At 62.2% G+C, this 15,690-nt stretch carries 16 protein-coding genes; 7 read left to right on the forward strand and 9 right to left on the reverse strand.

Annotated features, from left to right (window positions below):
* Positions 1–25: 25 nt before the first annotated feature.
* The 3 genes from ACFFNA_RS40095 to ACFFNA_RS40105 form a co-directional block, all read right to left on the reverse strand.
* Entirely contained in the window at positions 26–1,609 is a 1,584-nt protein-coding gene (locus ACFFNA_RS40095; RefSeq protein ID WP_167458800.1) for a DEAD/DEAH box helicase, read from the reverse strand.
* Between the two features lie 192 nt (positions 1,610–1,801).
* The gene (locus ACFFNA_RS40100) at positions 1,802–2,575 is read right to left on the reverse strand and encodes an NAD kinase (protein WP_111548595.1); all 774 of its coding nucleotides are present in this window, start codon (positions 2,573–2,575) and stop codon (positions 1,802–1,804) included.
* Positions 2,576–3,107: 532 nt separating this feature from the next.
* Positions 3,108–3,263 (reverse strand): hypothetical protein, encoded by a 156-nt coding sequence (locus tag ACFFNA_RS40105; protein WP_378925932.1) that lies wholly within the window; start codon positions 3,261–3,263, stop codon positions 3,108–3,110.
* A 46-nt stretch (positions 3,264–3,309) separates the two neighbouring features.
* On the opposite strand from ACFFNA_RS40105, the gene ACFFNA_RS40110 reads away from it, so the two are divergent.
* Positions 3,310–4,284, forward strand: coding sequence for an NAD-dependent epimerase/dehydratase family protein (locus ACFFNA_RS40110; RefSeq protein WP_111548596.1), 975 nt, complete (start codon positions 3,310–3,312; stop codon positions 4,282–4,284).
* A 109-nt stretch (positions 4,285–4,393) separates the two neighbouring features.
* On the opposite strand, the gene ACFFNA_RS40115 is transcribed toward ACFFNA_RS40110, so the two are convergent.
* On the reverse strand, positions 4,394–4,531 hold the full coding sequence (locus ACFFNA_RS40115; RefSeq protein ID WP_378925934.1) for a hypothetical protein: 138 nt from the start codon (positions 4,529–4,531) through the stop codon (positions 4,394–4,396).
* 191 nt (positions 4,532–4,722) lie between these two features.
* Between ACFFNA_RS40115 and ACFFNA_RS40120 the strand changes: the two genes are divergently transcribed.
* The 6 genes from ACFFNA_RS40120 to ACFFNA_RS40145 all read left to right on the forward strand — a co-directional run bounded on the left by ACFFNA_RS40120 (position 4,723) and on the right by ACFFNA_RS40145 (position 10,943).
* Complete coding sequence (locus ACFFNA_RS40120) at positions 4,723–5,814, forward strand: ABC transporter ATP-binding protein (protein ID WP_378925936.1); 1,092 nt, start codon at positions 4,723–4,725, stop codon at positions 5,812–5,814.
* A gap of 4 nt (positions 5,815–5,818) precedes the next feature.
* Entirely contained in the window at positions 5,819–6,739 is a 921-nt protein-coding gene (locus ACFFNA_RS40125) for an ABC transporter permease (RefSeq protein WP_378925938.1), read from the forward strand.
* Positions 6,732–7,532, forward strand: a complete 801-nt coding sequence (locus ACFFNA_RS40130) for an ABC transporter permease (protein WP_378925940.1) — start codon at positions 6,732–6,734, stop codon at positions 7,530–7,532. Before ACFFNA_RS40125 ends, ACFFNA_RS40130 begins: the two co-directional genes overlap by 8 nt.
* Positions 7,533–7,572: 40 nt before the next feature.
* Positions 7,573–8,607, forward strand: coding sequence for an extracellular solute-binding protein (locus tag ACFFNA_RS40135; protein ID WP_378925942.1), 1,035 nt, complete (start codon positions 7,573–7,575; stop codon positions 8,605–8,607).
* Positions 8,608–8,700: 93 nt separating this feature from the next.
* A complete protein-coding gene (locus tag ACFFNA_RS40140) occupies positions 8,701–10,128 on the forward strand; it encodes an amidase (protein WP_378925944.1) in 1,428 nt (475 codons plus the stop codon).
* 110 nt (positions 10,129–10,238) lie between these two features.
* Positions 10,239–10,943: a TetR/AcrR family transcriptional regulator gene (locus ACFFNA_RS40145; protein WP_111548602.1), complete on the forward strand. Its 705-nt coding sequence runs from the start codon at positions 10,239–10,241 to the stop codon at positions 10,941–10,943.
* Positions 10,944–11,093: 150 nt separating this feature from the next.
* Here the strand turns inward: ACFFNA_RS40145 and ACFFNA_RS40150 are convergent, their stop codons facing one another.
* Genes ACFFNA_RS40150 through ACFFNA_RS40170 form a run of 5 tightly spaced genes read right to left on the reverse strand, consistent with a single transcriptional unit; the run spans position 11,094 to position 15,668 of the window.
* Positions 11,094–11,855: an MBL fold metallo-hydrolase gene (locus ACFFNA_RS40150; protein ID WP_111548603.1), complete on the reverse strand. Its 762-nt coding sequence runs from the start codon at positions 11,853–11,855 to the stop codon at positions 11,094–11,096.
* 2 nt (positions 11,856–11,857) lie between these two features.
* The gene (locus ACFFNA_RS40155; protein ID WP_378925946.1) at positions 11,858–12,922 is read right to left on the reverse strand and encodes an ABC transporter ATP-binding protein; all 1,065 of its coding nucleotides are present in this window, start codon (positions 12,920–12,922) and stop codon (positions 11,858–11,860) included.
* Positions 12,919–13,701 (reverse strand): ABC transporter permease, encoded by a 783-nt coding sequence (locus tag ACFFNA_RS40160; protein ID WP_111548605.1) that lies wholly within the window; start codon positions 13,699–13,701, stop codon positions 12,919–12,921. The genes ACFFNA_RS40155 and ACFFNA_RS40160 overlap by 4 nt, the downstream gene beginning before the upstream one ends.
* 1 nt (position 13,702) lies before the next feature.
* Positions 13,703–14,569: an ABC transporter permease gene (locus tag ACFFNA_RS40165; RefSeq protein ID WP_378925950.1), complete on the reverse strand. Its 867-nt coding sequence runs from the start codon at positions 14,567–14,569 to the stop codon at positions 13,703–13,705.
* Between the two features lie 7 nt (positions 14,570–14,576).
* Entirely contained in the window at positions 14,577–15,668 is a 1,092-nt protein-coding gene (locus ACFFNA_RS40170) for a polyamine ABC transporter substrate-binding protein (protein ID WP_378925953.1), read from the reverse strand.
* Between the last annotated feature and the right edge of the window lie 22 nt (positions 15,669–15,690).

Consider the following 15,690-nt stretch of genomic DNA (forward strand, 5'->3'; position numbering starts at 1 on the left):
CCTCGGGACGCGCGGCTCTATGGTATCAGACCTTGGCGACGATCCGCATGAAGGCCGGCATGTCGTCGCCGAAGCCGACGGTGGTGTCATTGTCTTCCTGGCGGTGGCGGGCAGGGCGATTGCTGTCGCGCTGCGGCCTGGTGTCACCACGTTCCGGAGCGCGCTGTTCGTTACGATCGGACGATTTGCGCTCGGTGTTTTCCGAGCGGATCGCATCCTTGCGCGCGCGTCGTTCACCGATGTCGGCGACTTCGACCTCAGCCACCACGGGCTGATCCTCGCGTACCGTTGCCGGTGCCGCATCTTCGCTGTGCCTGGCGTGGCGTTCGCGTGGTTTGCGCTCGCCCCTGTCCTTGCGATCGTCGTCCTTGCGGCCGGCGCGGCGCGGTGCGCCTTTGCCACGGCGCGGAGCATCGTCCTCGCCGCCTTCGCTGGCGACCACTGTCGACAGGTCGCCATCATGCCACTCGATCTTGTTGCCGATCAGCCGCTCGATGGCGTCGATATACTTGGTGTCCGACTTGGTCGCGATGGTGAAGGATTTGCCCGAGCGCCCGGCGCGGCCGGTGCGGCCGATGCGGTGGACATAGTCCTCGGCATGGATCGGTACGTCATAATTGAAGACGTGGCTGACGTCAGGGATGTCGAGGCCACGTGCGGCGACGTCGGAAGCGACCAGATAGCGCAGCTTGCCGTCGCGGAAATTGGCCAGCATCTGCATGCGCGCACGCTGGTCCATGTCGCCATGCAGCGCGCCGGCGTCGAAATCATACTTCAGCAGCGAGCGGAACAGCTCGGACACCTCGACCTTGCGGTTGCAGAAGATGATGGCGTTCTTCAGCTCCGCGTCCTCGGCCTTCATCAGGTTGCGCAGCGTCTCGCGCTTGTCCCAGGGCTTGGAACCGGATTTGACCAGGCGCTGGATGATGTTGGTGGCGGCCGACGCAGCCTTCGAGACTTCGACGCGCACCGGCGCGTGCAGGAATTTCTCGGTGAGCTTGGTGATTTCCGGCGGCATTGTCGCCGAGAAGAACAGCGTCTGTCTGGTGAACGGGATCATCTCGCAGATGCGCTCGATGTCGGGGATGAAGCCCATGTCGAGCATACGGTCCGCTTCGTCGATGACGAGGATCTCGACGCCGTTGAGCAACAGCTTGCCGCGCTCGCGGTGGTCGAGCAGGCGGCCGGGTGTCGCGATCAGCACGTCGGCGCCACGCTCCAGCTTCTTGTCCTGTTCGTCGAACGAGACACCGCCGATCAAGAGCGCGATGTTGAGCTTGTGGTTCTTGCCGTATCTGATGAAATTCTCTTCGACCTGTGCGGCGAGCTCGCGGGTCGGCTCCAGGATCAGCGTGCGCGGCATGCGGGCGCGGGCCCGGCCTTTTTCGAGGCGGGTCAGCATTGGCAGCACGAAGGAAGCCGTCTTGCCGGTGCCGGTCTGGGCGATGCCCAAAATATCCTTGCCGAGCAAGGCGTGCGGTATGGCGCCGGCCTGGATCGGAGTCGGCTGGGTGTAGCCGGCATCGGTGACTGCGGAAAGGACCTTCGGCGACAGGCCGAGGTCTGAAAATGTCAACGCTTCTGGAGCGATCGTGGTGTCTGAGGACAAGTGTTGTTGTCTTTGGCTGGTTCGGGGAAGCGCAACGGCGTCTGTCGCGGCAAGCGCCACGCGCCTGCAAGATTGGTATTGCGATTAGGCGCAAGCCCACGATTTGTCAACAGAAACGGGCGGCAATGGCACGATTGTGAAGTTGTAACCTTAATCGCAATGCTTAATCGAGGTGTCGGTAGCTGCGCCGGCTCAGTAGCGGAACTGCTCTGCGAGAATGCGTTCGTTCCAGGAATGATTGGGATCGAACAGCAATGTTGCGGTCGCGGTTGGTGATTCCCGCACCGTTACCGAGGTCACTGCCTTGACCTCGGTATGGTCGGCGGCGGCGTTAACTGGCCGCTTTTCCGGCTCGAGGATGTCGAAGCGCACGGTCGCCTTGTTGGAGAGCAGCGCGCCGCGCCAGCGGCGCGGGCGAAACGGGCTGACCGGGGTCAGCGCCAAGAGTGGCGCGTCGAGCGGCAGGATCGGCCCATGCGCGGAAAGATTGTAGGCGGTGGACCCGGCCGGCGTCGCGATCATCACGCCGTCACAGCTTAGTTCCTCGAGCCGTACCTGCTCGTCGACGGTGATACGGATCTTGGCCGTCTGATAGGATTGGCGCCAGAGCGCCACCTCGTTGATCGCCAGCGCCGAAACCGTTTCGCCTTCCGAAGTCACCGCCAGCATCTCCAGCGGGCGGATCGTTTCGGCGACGGCGGCCGCGAGACGCTCGGTGAGGCCACCGGAACGATATTCATTCATCAGGAAACCGATGGTGCCACGGTTCATGCCGTAGACCTTCTTGCCCGTCCCCATCGTGTCGCGCAGGGTCTGCAGCAGGAAGCCGTCACCGCCAAGGGCGACGACGATCCCGGCATCCTCGATGGAGGACTGTCCATAGCGCGCCGACAGGCTTTCCAGCGCCGTCTTGGCGTCAGCAGTGTCGGACGAGACGAAGGCGATGCGGCTGACGGCTTGGCTCATGGCTCCCCGATGACGACCGGTTGGCGGCGGCCGGTTACCGGGCCGCGCCAACGCCGGGGTAGCATGGGCAGGGTACGTCTGCAAAGAGAGCCGTTGTTGCAGCCGGCGAGGCGGTGGCAAAACGGCGAGATGCGGACCTGCCGTTCGCGCATCATGTCAAAGGCGACGCGAATGTGATGGTTAAGACCGGGCTTAAGCTCTCGTAAAGCCGCATCGGTCATGTTAGCCGACAGTGGATGGGTGGCGTGGGGCCTAGCCAGTTGAGGCCGACATATTGCCGGTAGCACGCCTGATCATCGTCTTTCTGATGCTGGGAAGTTTCGCTCTTGTCTTCGCCGCACTCGTGCGCCAGTCCGAAGAGATGAGCTTCCGGCCTCAGCCCACCGCGTCGCGCTGCGGCGATGCAGCCGGAACGCCATGCCCGCAAAGGGCGCTGTAACTCCCAAAGACATACCGATCATCTGCCCGATGGCCGACAGGGTTGGCGCCCTGCTTCGGTTCGCGACAGATTCATCGCTCAGCAGTTTTCTCCTCAGCACGGGCCGGTCGGCCACCGCGCGTCGATGGCGTGCGCCAAAGCTTGCTCGTTGCACTTGCGGCCCTTCGCGGCGTAGATGAGAGCATTGATCGGCGGATAGGCTTTTGGATCGGTGGCGGTAGCCTCATATCCGTTGTTCTTGGGAAACAAGCCCTGCGGCTCGTTGACTGGCCGAGTGTCTGGAGGGGAATTTTCCATGTCGCGCAGCGTGTTGGTTTCAGGTGGCTGCGGTTTCGTAGGCTCACATCTGATCGACCGTCTGCTGCGGCGAAGCGATCTGGAAAAGCTGGTCGTCGTCGACAATCTATGGACCGGGGCGCGACAAAACATTGCGCATGTCACCGACCCGCGTTTCAGTCTCCAGATTGCCGACGCCGAAAGCTTTTCATCCAGTCAGCGCTTTGATGAGATCATCCATCTCGCATCGCCTGCTTCGCCGATATGGTACATGCGCGAGCCGGTTCGCACGATCAAGGCCAACATAGGCGGCGCGCTCAATCTTCTGATGCTGCTCAAGCCCGGCGGTCGTTTCTGCTTTGCCTCGACCTCGGAAATTTATGGCGATCCCGAGATTTCCCCGCAACCCGAGAGTTACAGGGGATCGGTGGACTGCACCGGTCCCAGGGCCTCTTATGATGAAAGCAAGCGCTGCACCGAGGCATTGCTGTTCGAGCAGCAGCGCGTCAGCGGGCTTGATGTTCGTGTCGTCAGGATTTTCAACACATATGGGCCGCGAACCCGCATCGACGACGGCCGCGCCATTTCGAACTTTGTCATCCAGGCTCTGACGACAGGGATCCTGACGGTTTACGGCGACGGTTCCCAATCGCGCAGCTGGGGTTATGTAGACGACATCGTCGAAGGACTGGAACGTTTCTTCTGGCGCGACAGCATCTCGCACCGTGGTCCGCTGAACATCGGCAACAATCACGAGGTTTCGGTTCTGCGCATCGCTGAATTCGTCAGCTCGCTTGTTCCTGGCAGCCGCATCGAGCACCAGCCTCCGGTTCCCCAGGATCCAACCAACCGATGCCCGGACCTGACTTGGGCGAGGCATGTCCTTCCTGGCTGGGAAGCGAAAACCGGCTACCAGGAAGGCATCGAGCGGACGTTCGAGTGGTTTCGCCAACAGATCGCGGCGACCATGCGGTCTAAAGCGCGTCGCGATTGAACGGATTCAGGCGACGCGCTTTAGGTCTTTGTTTTATGCATGTCGTTGCCCCAAAACCGGTGCCACTTTTGGGCGACATGCATTAGGATGTGACGCAAAAATCGACCGCTCACTGCGCCACCACCTGCAAATTGGCGTCGCCGTAGAATGTATAGGCAAGATAGGTCGGGTCGCCGGTTTCATAGAAGCGCTTGCGCACCAAACCCTGCAGGCCGCTGCAATCACACCACGACTTGCCCCAATTCATCAATGGCCTCGTCCTTGGCCATATCATGACGAGTTCACCGACGCATCGGCCGCATCATCAATGACCGGTGCCTGCTCGTGACCGCAAAAAGATATTGACTGTATGTTTAGTCATAGTTATCCCTGATGGTGAGGATCAAGTTGGTCAGCCGGCTTCCGCCGGTGAATGACCACGCAGGAGAGGGGAATATCTTGACAGCCATACGGCCCGCCGTTGAGGCGAAGGGTGTCACCAGGATCTTTCGGGGAACCGGTCAGGAATCGGTTAGAGCGCTCGACAACGTCTCCGTCGCGATCCGCGAGAATGAATTCTTCACGCTGCTCGGTCCGTCCGGCTGTGGAAAGACGACGCTGCTGCGGCTGATCGCCGGCTTCGACTATCCGACTGACGGCGAAATCCTGCTCTATGGCCAGGACATCGCGCCGCTGCCGCCGTTCAAGCGGCCGGTCAACACCGTCTTCCAGTCCTATGCTCTGTTCCCGCACATGACGGTCGCCGACAACATCGGCTTTGGCCTGAAGATGCTGGGCAAGCCGAACGCCGAGATCGAGGCGCGCGTCGACGCGATGCTGAAGCTCGTCCACATGCAAGAGCTCAAAAATCGGCGCACCAGCCAGATCTCCGGCGGCCAGCAGCAGCGCGTGGCATTGGCAAGGGCGCTCGCACCGCAGCCCAAGGTGCTGCTGCTCGACGAACCCTTGTCGGCGCTCGACTACAAGCTGCGCAAGGAGATGCAGATCGAGCTGAAGCGGCTGCAGCACGAGACCGGTATCACCTTCATCTTCGTCACCCATGACCAGGAAGAAGCGCTGACGATGTCGGACCGCATCGCGGTGATGTCGGCGGGAAACATCCTGCAGGTCGGCACGCCCTGGGACGTCTATGACCACCCGGCGGAGCGGTTCGTCGCCGACTTCATCGGCGAGACGAATTTCCTGACCGGCATGGTCGAAAGTGCAGGCAATGGCCAGGCGCGGATTGCCTTGCGCTCGGGTGCGAAGATCTGCGCGACCGCCGCCGCGGGTTTCCGCGCAGGCGGCAACGCAACGCTGATGGTCCGGCCTGAGCATGCGAAGCTCGTCAAAGGCCGCGGCGACCTGACCGGCACGATCGAGACCATCGTCTATTTCGGCACCGACACGCACATCCATGTCCGGCTGGACGAAGGCGACGTCTTCATGGTGCGCCAGCAGAACTCACGCAGCGCCAGCTGCGGCTTCGAAAACGGCGACAAGGTCGGCATTTCGATCGGCGACGACGCTGCTCAAGTGCTGAAGGACTAGGGCCATGGCGACCGCGAGAGAGGTAGCCGAAAAGGCCGAACGCGACGACATCAGGTCACGCTGGCTGCTTTCCACCCCGGCACTGCTGATCGTCTTCCTCGCGGCCCTTGGGCCGCTGCTGATCGTGGTCGTCTATTCCTTCCTGACGCCAGGCAATTACGGCGACGTGAAATGGCAGTTCTCGACCGATGCCTGGGTGAGCGTACTGTTCGAGCGTGACGTCTTCGACGACACGCTGTCGTTCGCCACTGCATATCTGTCGATCTTCTGGCGCTCGGTGTCGCTGTCGCTGGCAACCACTTTGTTGACCCTGATCCTCGGTTTTCCCACCGCCTATTTCATTGCCACACGGCCGGATCACCGGCGCGACATCTGGCTGTTCCTGATCACCATCCCGTTCTGGACCAACCTTCTGATCCGCACCTTCGCCATGCAGCAGGTGCTGCGCAATGACGGCATCGTCAATTCGGTGCTGCAGCTGCTTGGGATCACCGACCATCCTGTCCAGCTCATGTACACCAATTTCGCCGTCCTGGCCGGCATGGTCTACGTCTTCCTGCCGCTGATGGTGCTGCCGCTTTACGCCAGCATGGAGAAGATCGACTTCCGCCTTGTCGAGGCGGGCTACGACCTCTACGCGACGCAGTTCCAGGTGTTGAGGCGCATCATCATCCCGCTGGTCACGCCGGGCATCGTCGCCGGCTCGATCCTCGTCTTCATCCCCTCGCTCGGCGCCTATGTGACGCCGCGCGTGCTCGGCGGCGGCACCAATCTGATGATCGGCAACCTGATCGAGCTGCAATTCGGCCAGGGCAGAAACTGGCCGCTCGGTGCGGCGCTGTCGATCACCTTGATGGCGATCGTCATGATGGCGCTGCTGTTCTACGTCCGCAACACGACGAGGTCGGATGGCGCTCATGGCTAATCGCTTCGACGTCCGGCGGCAGAACGGCTTCGTCAGCGTGGCGATGCTGTGTTTCTTCCTGCTTTACCTGCCGATCGCCACGCTCGTGGTCTACGCCTTCAACGACAATGATTCCGTTGTGATCTGGAAAGGCTTTTCGCTGCGCTGGTTCCACATCGCCTGGAACAATGCGCTGGTCATAGAATCGTCGATCCGCTCGTTCCAGATCGCCGCCGTGGCCGCCGTGCTGGCGACCATCACCGCCACGATGGCGGCGCTGGCGACGACCAGGACCAAGCCGTATCCGGGATTGACCCTCAAATACGCCTTCATCAACCAGCCGCTGATGGTGCCGGAGATCGTCACCGCGGTGGCGCTGCTGATCGTGTTCTCGCGCATCAAGATCTGGACCGGTTATTCCGGGCTCGGCTACCTCGTCGCCGCGCACACCGCCTTCTGCATCCCGTTCGCCTATCTGCCGATCCGGGCGCGGCTTGAAAGCATGGACCTGTCGCTCGAGACCGCAGCGGCCGATCTCTATGCGCCGAAGTGGAAGACCTTCCGGCACGTGACCTTGCCATTGCTCTGGCCAGGCATTCTCGCCGGATTGATGCTCGCCTTCGTCGTCTCGCTGGATGACGTTGTCATCACCGAATTCGTCAAATCGGGCGGCCAGGACACGCTGCCGACCTACATGCTCGGCCAGCTCCGGCGCACCGTGACGCCGGAAGTCAATGCGATCTCGACGGCCTTCCTCGTGCTGTCGATCGGCATCGTCACGGCTTTCTTTTTCATCAGCAGGAAACGGACCTGAGGCGGCAACGCCGACGGTCCCAACAATGGGAGCATGGAGCATGAACTGGAAACTGACCGCGACGGCGATCGGGCTGTCGCTGCTGGCCGTGACGGGTGTCGCCCGCGCCGAGGGCGAACTCAACATCTACAATTGGGGCAATTACACCAACCCCGATCTCATCAAGAAATTCGAGGAGACCTACAAGGTCAAGGTCACCGTCACCGACTTCGATTCCAACGACACCGCGCTGGCCAAGATCCGCCAGGGCGGTGCCGGTTTCGACATCGTCGTGCCTTCGGCTAGCGTCGTCCCGATCTGGATCAGCGAGGGGCTGCTGCTTGAATCGCGCCCGGACCAGATGGAGAATTTCAGAAACGTCGATCCCAAATGGGTCGATGTCCCCTTCGATCCGGGTCGCAAATATACCGTTCCGTGGCAGTGGGGCACGACAGGCGTGTCGGTCAACAAGTCGGTCTATTCCGGCGACGTGAACACGTCCGCAATCTTCCTCGACCCACCGCCCGAGCTCGTCGGCAAGATCAATGTCGTGCCCGAAATGGGTGACATCATGTTTCTCGCCATCGCCTACGAAGGCGGCCAATACTGTACGGCTGACAAGGTGGTGCTGAAGAAGGTGCGCGACAAGCTGGTCGAGGCCAAGGCGAAATGGCTGTCCTTCGACTACGGCGCCGTCGATGGCCTGGGCAAGGGCGACATCGCCGCCGGCGTCAACTGGAACGGCATTTCGCTCCGCCAGCGGTTGCAGAACGACAAGATCGTCTATGGCTATCCCAAGGAAGGCTACCCGATCTGGATGGACAACGTCGCCGTCCTCAAGGACGCCAGGAACGTCGAGAACGCCAAGCTCTTCCAGAACTTCATCATGGACCCGCAGAACGCAGCACTGATCTCGGCCTTCGCGCGCTATTCGAACGGCATCAAAGGCTCGGAAGCCTTCATGCCCTACGACATGAAGAACGCGCCGGAAGTGAACGTTCCGGCTGAATTCGCGGCCAAGGGACAGTTCATGCAGGCCTGTCCGCCGGACGTGCAGGCGCTCTACACGAAAATCTGGACCGACCTCCAGAAATAGCCCAGCCCGGGTTTTCTCGCGCCGCGATATCGCGGCGCGGCCACCTCGCGTCTGTTGATGCCAAGGCGATCTGGCGATCGCAGGAGACTTCCCATGACCGATCTCGATCTTTGCTATCTGCCGGCCAGCGAGGCGCTGCGGCTGTTCAAGGCGAAGAAACTATCGCCCGTCGAATTGATGCAGGCGACCATCGACCGCGCCGAAGCGACGAAAGCGGCGATCAACTGCTTCACCTTCACGCATTTCGACGAGGCGATGGAGCTGGCCAAAAAAGCCGAGGCGAAATACGCCAGGGGCGCCAGGACCGGCGCGCTCGAGGGCCTGCCGATCGGCATCAAGGACGAGAGCTACATCAAGGGCAAGCCGACATCACACGGCTCGTTGCTGTCGAAGGATGCCATTGGCGGCCACACCTCGACGATGAACGAGCGCATCATGAAGGCCGGAGGCATCGTCCATGCGCGCACGGCAACGCCCGAATTCAGCTGCGCCGGCTACACCTGGTCGAGGCGCTGGGGTGTCACCCGCAATCCGTGGAATCCGGACTTCACGCCGGGTGGTTCGTCCGGCGGTGCGGCGGCAACGCTTGCCTCGGGCACATCGTCGATTGCCACCGGTTCGGACATTGCCGGGTCGATCCGCATTCCCGCCTCGGCCTGCGGTCTTGTCGGCTTCAAGCCGCCTTACGGCCGCAATCCGGACGAGCCGCCGTTCAATCTCGACTTCTATTGCCATACCGGCCCGCTGGCGCGAAACGTGCGGGATGCGATCCTGCTGCAGAATGTCATGGCAGGACCGAGCCCGCTCGACATCGCCACGCTGCGCCCGAAACTGCGCCTGCCGCTCGACTACAAGCCGATCAAGGGCTGGAAGATTGCTTTCTCGATGGACCTCGGCTCCTTCGAAGTGGACGCGGAGGTGCGGAAAAACACACTCGCTGCCTGCGATGTGTTCCGCTCACTCGGCGCCACCGTCGAGGAGGTCGATCTGGGTTGGGGCGACGAGGTGCTCAAGGCCGGCATGGCTTATCTGGAGCACCTCTTCGGCGCCTCGCTGTCGCAACTGCTCAAGCAGCACGGCAAGGACATGACCAGCTATGCACGGCAATTCGCCGAGGATGGGCAAAAATCGAAGGCCACGGACTTTGTCGCAACCCTCGACGTGGCGGCCAGGATGTACCAGACGCTCGGGCCGTTGCTGGAGACATATGACGTGCTGATCTGCCCGACCAACGCGCTTCCCTCGGTGCCGGCAGAGTTCGACCACACCAGGGACACTGTCGAGATCAACGGAAAGCAGGTGAACCCGTCGCTTGGCTGGGTGATGACGACGCCGTTCAACATGCTGAGCCGCTGTCCCGTTCTCACCATACCGTCGGGCCGGGCGGCGAGCGGCGTGCCGACAGGCATCCAGATTGTCGGTCGCACCTATTGCGACGCCGATGTTTTCCGGGCAGCGCTGGCCTATGAGACGTCACAGGGTCAATGGTACGGAAATGCCGAAACGCGCCCGTCGCTGTGATCAGCCATGTGGCCCTTGCCGCGCTGGTGCTTGATCTCTCGCTTCGCTTATGGTGAGCCGGCGCGCGGGGTTGGAAATCTCCGCCGCAAGGTTTGAAAGGCTGGACAGGAATGGCGCAACGCAAGGCTACCGCGGCACCGGAGACACCCAGGGCGATGGTGGCCCAAGGTGGCGACAAGCGGCTCGAGCCGGCCCCCAGGGATCGCCGGCGCGAGCGCGGCGAAGCCAGCATTCAGCGCATCATCGACGCCACGATCGATCTCATCGCCGACGAAGGCCTGGCGAGCGTCACCATGCAGCGGATCGCCGAGCATGTCGGCTCTTCCAACGCACTGGTGGTTTTCCACTTTCGCAGCAAGGAGAACCTGTTTCGCGCCGTGCTGCAGTATCTCAGCGATCAGTACGATGAATTGTGGGCGACGCTGGTACGTGTGCCCGCTCTGTCGCCGGTCGAACGGCTGATGGGCGCGGTCGAATGCGCACAAAGATTCGCGCGGCAGCATCCGAAATGGGTTTCGGTCTTTGTCGTGTTCTCCAGCGACCGCAAGAGCATGCAGATCTACAACGAGATCGGCCTGCCCAGCGATCTCAGCTACAATGCCGAGGCGCGCGACTTGCTCATCGAAATCAAGCGTAGCGGTGGCTACACCGATGTCGACCCGGATACACTGGCTGAAAGCCTCAATTATCTCGTCCATGGCGCATGGATCTGGGATCACCTCAACCCACCGGCGGGCAATTCCGATGTGCTGAGAAAGACGATGCTAATGCTGCTGCATCAGTCGTTCCCGCGGCATTTCGAATTGATGCGCTAAGGTGTGTTGTTATTCAGGTGATGCCGGCCTGCAAACGATGGCTTTCTGCGCTTCCGGTGCTCACGTACGAAAAGTACGCTCCGCTCCGGTTCTCGGAAGCCACCGTTTTCGACTCGGCCTGACCTGAATATCAACACACCTTAATCGGCCTCAGGGACCCGGCCGCAGATGGCAGCCGGCCTGCCGCTTCTGCGCCAGATACTCGTCGACAAGCTGGCGGTAGCGCACCTTGCCGAAGCTCGGAAAATGGCCGCCATGCACGACCGCGACATCGAGGTCGCGCATGCTGAGCAGCGTCGCCATATAATCGGAAATATCCGAATGGTAGACGTCGTCGATCAGCGGGCCGTCATAGATGATGTCGCCGGAAAGCAGGATGCCGGTCTTCTTCTCGTGGAGCGCGATACCGCCGGGTGAATGGCCAGGTGTGTGGATCACCTCAAAGGCGCGGTCGCCGAGATCGACGACATCGCCATGCGCGAGCAGGCGGCCGGCCGGTGCAGGCAGGATGCTGTAGCGCGCCGTGTCCCAGCCTTGCGGCATACCGTCGAACATCTCGTCGGTCGCATAGGTGCCGGCGGCCGTCCATTCGTTGCGCGGATCGGCAAGGATCTCCGCCTCGGCCGCGTGCACGCAGCGGTCGGGAAATTCGTGGTGACAGCCGATATGGTCGAAATGCGTGTGGCTGGCGACGCAGGTGAGCTTTCGCTCCGTCACCAGCGGCACGTGACGCCTGAGGCTGAAATGGCCGAGGCCGGTGTCGAACAGGAGATCACGGTCGCGGCCACGCACATGCCACATGTTGCAGCGGAAGAACGGCTTGATCCACGGCTCGTGGATCAGTGTCACGCCATCGCTCATGCGGATGGTCTCGTACCAGTCTGGAGCGTCGATGACCGGAAGCGTGCCCATCTTCAATCCGTCAGCAGGATGATCTGGTCGGTATCGCACGAAACCGCGACCATGTCGCCCGGCTGGACGGAGGCTGTCGCCGGAAGCCTGGCGATGAACTGTAGGGAGGGATCATCGACGGAAACGGCGAGTACGCGCTTGAAGCTGCCCTGGAAGACGACGTCGCTTACCTCAGCCCTGCCAAGCCTGACACCGCCGCCGGCCGCTCCAAGGACAAGGTGCTCCGGCCGTATGGCGAGCCCGACAGCCGAGCCCACCGGCAACGCGCTGGGCAGGCAAACCGGCCCGACCGGCGTCGCGACAGTGCTTGCCCTGTCCTTGGTCTCAGTGACCGTGCCGGCAAGGATCGTGCTTTCGCCCATGAAGGTGGCGGAAAAGCGCGTCGCCGGCCGCGCATAGACGCGTTCGGGCGGGCCTTCATCCTCGATGCGCCCGTCATTCATCACCACGCAGTGGTCGGCCAGCGCCATCGCTTCTTCCTGGTCATGCGTGACATGGATGAAGGCGGTGCCGACGCGCTTCTGGATCGCCTTCAACTCGCCCTGCATCTGCCGGCGCAATTTGAGGTCGAGCGCGCCGAGCGGCTCGTCGAGCAAAAGCACCGCCGGTTCGATCACCAACGCACGCGCCAGCGCCACACGCTGCCGCTGGCCGCCGGAAAGCTGGTGCGGCTTCTTGTCGAAGGCGGAGGCGAGGCCAACCAGCGCCAGCGCCTCGCGTGCTTTTGCCGACCGTGTCGAGCCATCGACGCCCTGCATGCGCAGGCCGAAGCCGACATTGCTGCCGACGCTCATATGCGGGAACAGCGCATAGTCCTGGAACACGGTCGTCGTCGGCCGCTTCGCCGGCGGCATCGAGGTGCAGTCCTCGCCGCGGATGAACACCTTGCCCTCGCTTGGGGTGACGAAGCCGCCCAGAATGGACAGCAGCGTCGTCTTGCCTGACCCGGAAGGGCCGAGCAGGATGGTGTAGCTGCCGGGTTCGATCTGCAGCGAAACGTTTTTCAGCACAGTCTGCTGGCCGAAACGATGCCAGACGGCACGGATGTCGACCAAGGGCGCGGTCATGCTCTTCTCCTGCGCAGCAATGTCAGTTCGAACAGCACGACCAGCACGATGGAAACAGCAAAGACCAGCGAGCCGACGGCATTGGTTTTTGGATTGAGGCCGGAGCGCAGCAGGTTCCAGATTTCCACCGGCAGTGTGGTATCGAAGCGGGTCAGCAGGAAGGAGATGACGAACTCGTCCCAGGAGAAGGTCATCGACAGGAAGAATCCGGCGAATATGGCCGGCGCCATGACCGGCACGGTGATCAGGAGCAGCACCTTCCATTCCGGCGCACCGAGGTCGCGCGCGGCGCGTTCGATGTTGATCTGGTGGTCGCCCATCTGGCTGTAGATGATGGCAAAGCACAGCGGCAGGTTGATCACGACATGGCCGATGCCGGCGGCAAGCAGCGACTTCGGCACGCCGGCCCAGTTGAACAGCACCAGCAACCCCATGCCGATGATGAGATAGCTGACCGTCAAGGGCAGGGTGATCAGCCCGCGCAGCAGGCCGGAACCCGGCAGAACGAAGCGCGCAAAACCCCAGGCGGAGAGGAAGCCGAGCGTGACGGCAGCAAGCGACGAGATCGAAGCAACCAGCAGCGAGTTGACCAGCGCCGAGGTCAGCCGCGTGTCCGAGAGAACCGCGTCGTACCAGCGCAGTGACGGGCCGGTGAAGGGTGGGATCGGGAACGACGTCGCCTGGAGCGAGAACAGCACCAGCACGACCACCGGCAGGAAGATGAAACCGTAGACCGCAAGCGCGTAGAGCCAGGAAGCGATGCGGACAATCCGACGCATCTCAGGCCCGCTCGATCTTCAGCCAGCGGGCGCAGGCGAGATAGGCGATGGTGACCACCGCCATCAGGATGATCGACAGCGCCGATGCCAGCGGAAAGTCGCCGCGGCGGCCGATCTGCATCATCACCAGTTGCGGCATCAGAAGCTCGTTGTTGCCGCCGAGGATCTGCGGCGTGATGTAGTCGCCGATGCACAGCACGAAGGTGAGGAAGGCGCCGACCATGATGCCGGGCAAGGTCAGCGGCAGGATGACATGCAGGAAGGTGCGCACCGGCCCGGCGCCGAGATCGGCGGCGGCCTTGCGATAGCTGGGGCTCAACTGCTTCAGATTAGCGAAGATCGTCAGCGTCAAAAGCATGACGAAGAAATGCACGAAGCCGGTGACGGTGGCGAAGCGTGTGTTGGCGAGTTGCAGGGGCTCGCTGAACAGACCGGAGCCCGTCAGCGCCCGGTTGATGACGCCGTTCTGCGCCAGCACCAGCAGCCAGGAATAGGAGCGCACGACATAGGAGGTCCAGAACGGCAGGACGGCCAGCATCAGCGCCAGCCTTTGCCAGCGTTCCGGCACCTGTTCGGCGAGGATCCAGGCAAAGGGGTAGGCGAGCAGCACCGAGACGACAGTGACGATCGCCGTCACCTCTAGCGAGTTCACCATCGCTTGCCAGTAGGCGGGGTTGGTGAAGAACTGGCTGTAGTTGGACGCCGTGAAGCCACCGCCCTCATGCGCCGTCAGGCTGGACAGCCCCATGGCGATGAAAGGCAGCACGAAGAACAAAAGCGTCCAGCCAAGCGCCGGCGTGACCAGCGCCCAGGGCAGGGCTCGGCCCGCCCGGGGCAGGGCACGCCCGTTGTTCCCGGCTGTGCTCATCAGCAGCTCACTTGGCCTGCAGCATTTCGGTCCACATGTCCTGCATCTTCTTGTCGAGATCGGCGTTTGGCGCAGGGTAGGCCTGGGCGCGGGCGAGGAAGCCCGGCTGCTCGTCGAAACGCAGGATCTTCTTCTGGTCGTCGGTCAGCGCCGCCTTGGTGTTCGCCGGCATGCCCCAATAGCAGGACGAGGTGGCAAGCCGCGCCTGGCCCTCCGGGCTCATGACGTACTGGATGAATTTCAGCGCCATGTCCTTGTTTTTGGAATCCTTGAACATGGCCAGCGACTGCGACCATAGCACAGCGCCTTCTTTGGGAATGGAGAAGTCCAGCGCCGGGTTCTCCTTGGCCAGCCCCGCCGTCACCCATTCGCCGCCGCCGACCAGGATATCGACCTCGCCGGTCGCCAGCGCCGTCTGGCTGGCGGTCACTTCGCCGACCAGCTTGGCATTGGCCTTCATCTTGAGAAGCTCTTCCTTGAGGGCGGGCAGGTCGGCTTCGGTCAGATCCGCCGTCTTCTTGCCGATGGCGAGCGCGGCCATGCCGATGACCGGCAGATAATAGTCGTAGATGGCGACCTTGCCCTTGTACTTGTCGCCGGTCAGCGCCGCCATCGACTGCATGTCGGCCGGATCGACCTTGGTCTTGTTGTAGCCGATCGTGTTGTAGCCGAACTTTTCGGTGATGCCGTAGCGCTTGCCGCCGACCACGGTGGAGCCGTCCATCTTCACCTGCGGAAACATGTCGGCCAGTGGTAGCTTGTCGTCCGGCAGCGGCTCGAACAGGCCCTTTTCGACGCCGCGCGGTATGTCGATGCTGTCGATCACCATCACGTCCCAGTCGCCGGGCTGCGACTGCTCGACGATGGCGAGCCCAGCGCCGGTGCCCTCGAATTCCTTGACGTTGACCTTGACGTTGTTGGCCTCCTCGAAGGGCTGCAGAAGTGCGGGATCGGAATGATCGCACCAGATCAGCGCGTTGAGATCGGCGGCCTGGGCGACGCTGCCGGCGCCGAGCAGCAGTGCCGTGGCGGCGCACGCCGCATGCAGATGGCTCTTCAGGATGGAAAGCGGATTCCTGGATGCGGATATTGCGGACATCGAGTGTTCTCCCTTGCCTTTG

It is taken from the genome of Mesorhizobium kowhaii, from assembly GCF_042431665.1.
GTDB lineage: Bacteria > Pseudomonadota > Alphaproteobacteria > Rhizobiales > Rhizobiaceae > Mesorhizobium > Mesorhizobium kowhaii.

What these genes read in the sequence shown, in the direction of transcription:
- ACFFNA_RS40150 (WP_111548603.1), bottom strand. Translation starts at nt 11,855, where the DNA reads ATGGGCACGCTTCCGGTCATCGACGCTCCAGACTGGTACGAGACCATC.
- ACFFNA_RS40165 (WP_378925950.1), bottom strand. Translation starts at nt 14,569, where the DNA reads ATGAGCACAGCCGGGAACAACGGGCGTGCCCTGCCCCGGGCGGGCCGA.
- ACFFNA_RS40135 (WP_378925942.1), top strand. Translation starts at nt 7,573, where the DNA reads ATGAACTGGAAACTGACCGCGACGGCGATCGGGCTGTCGCTGCTGGCC.
- ACFFNA_RS40140 (WP_378925944.1), top strand. Translation starts at nt 8,701, where the DNA reads ATGACCGATCTCGATCTTTGCTATCTGCCGGCCAGCGAGGCGCTGCGG.
- ACFFNA_RS40160 (WP_111548605.1), bottom strand. Translation starts at nt 13,701, where the DNA reads ATGCGTCGGATTGTCCGCATCGCTTCCTGGCTCTACGCGCTTGCGGTC.
- ACFFNA_RS40115 (WP_378925934.1), bottom strand. Translation starts at nt 4,531, where the DNA reads ATGAATTGGGGCAAGTCGTGGTGTGATTGCAGCGGCCTGCAGGGTTTG.
- ACFFNA_RS40100 (WP_111548595.1), bottom strand. Translation starts at nt 2,575, where the DNA reads ATGAGCCAAGCCGTCAGCCGCATCGCCTTCGTCTCGTCCGACACTGCT.
- ACFFNA_RS40155 (WP_378925946.1), bottom strand. Translation starts at nt 12,922, where the DNA reads ATGACCGCGCCCTTGGTCGACATCCGTGCCGTCTGGCATCGTTTCGGC.
- ACFFNA_RS40170 (WP_378925953.1), bottom strand. Translation starts at nt 15,668, where the DNA reads ATGTCCGCAATATCCGCATCCAGGAATCCGCTTTCCATCCTGAAGAGC.
- ACFFNA_RS40145 (WP_111548602.1), top strand. Translation starts at nt 10,239, where the DNA reads ATGGCGCAACGCAAGGCTACCGCGGCACCGGAGACACCCAGGGCGATG.
- ACFFNA_RS40130 (WP_378925940.1), top strand. Translation starts at nt 6,732, where the DNA reads ATGGCTAATCGCTTCGACGTCCGGCGGCAGAACGGCTTCGTCAGCGTG.
- ACFFNA_RS40110 (WP_111548596.1), top strand. Translation starts at nt 3,310, where the DNA reads ATGTCGCGCAGCGTGTTGGTTTCAGGTGGCTGCGGTTTCGTAGGCTCA.
- ACFFNA_RS40125 (WP_378925938.1), top strand. Translation starts at nt 5,819, where the DNA reads ATGGCGACCGCGAGAGAGGTAGCCGAAAAGGCCGAACGCGACGACATC.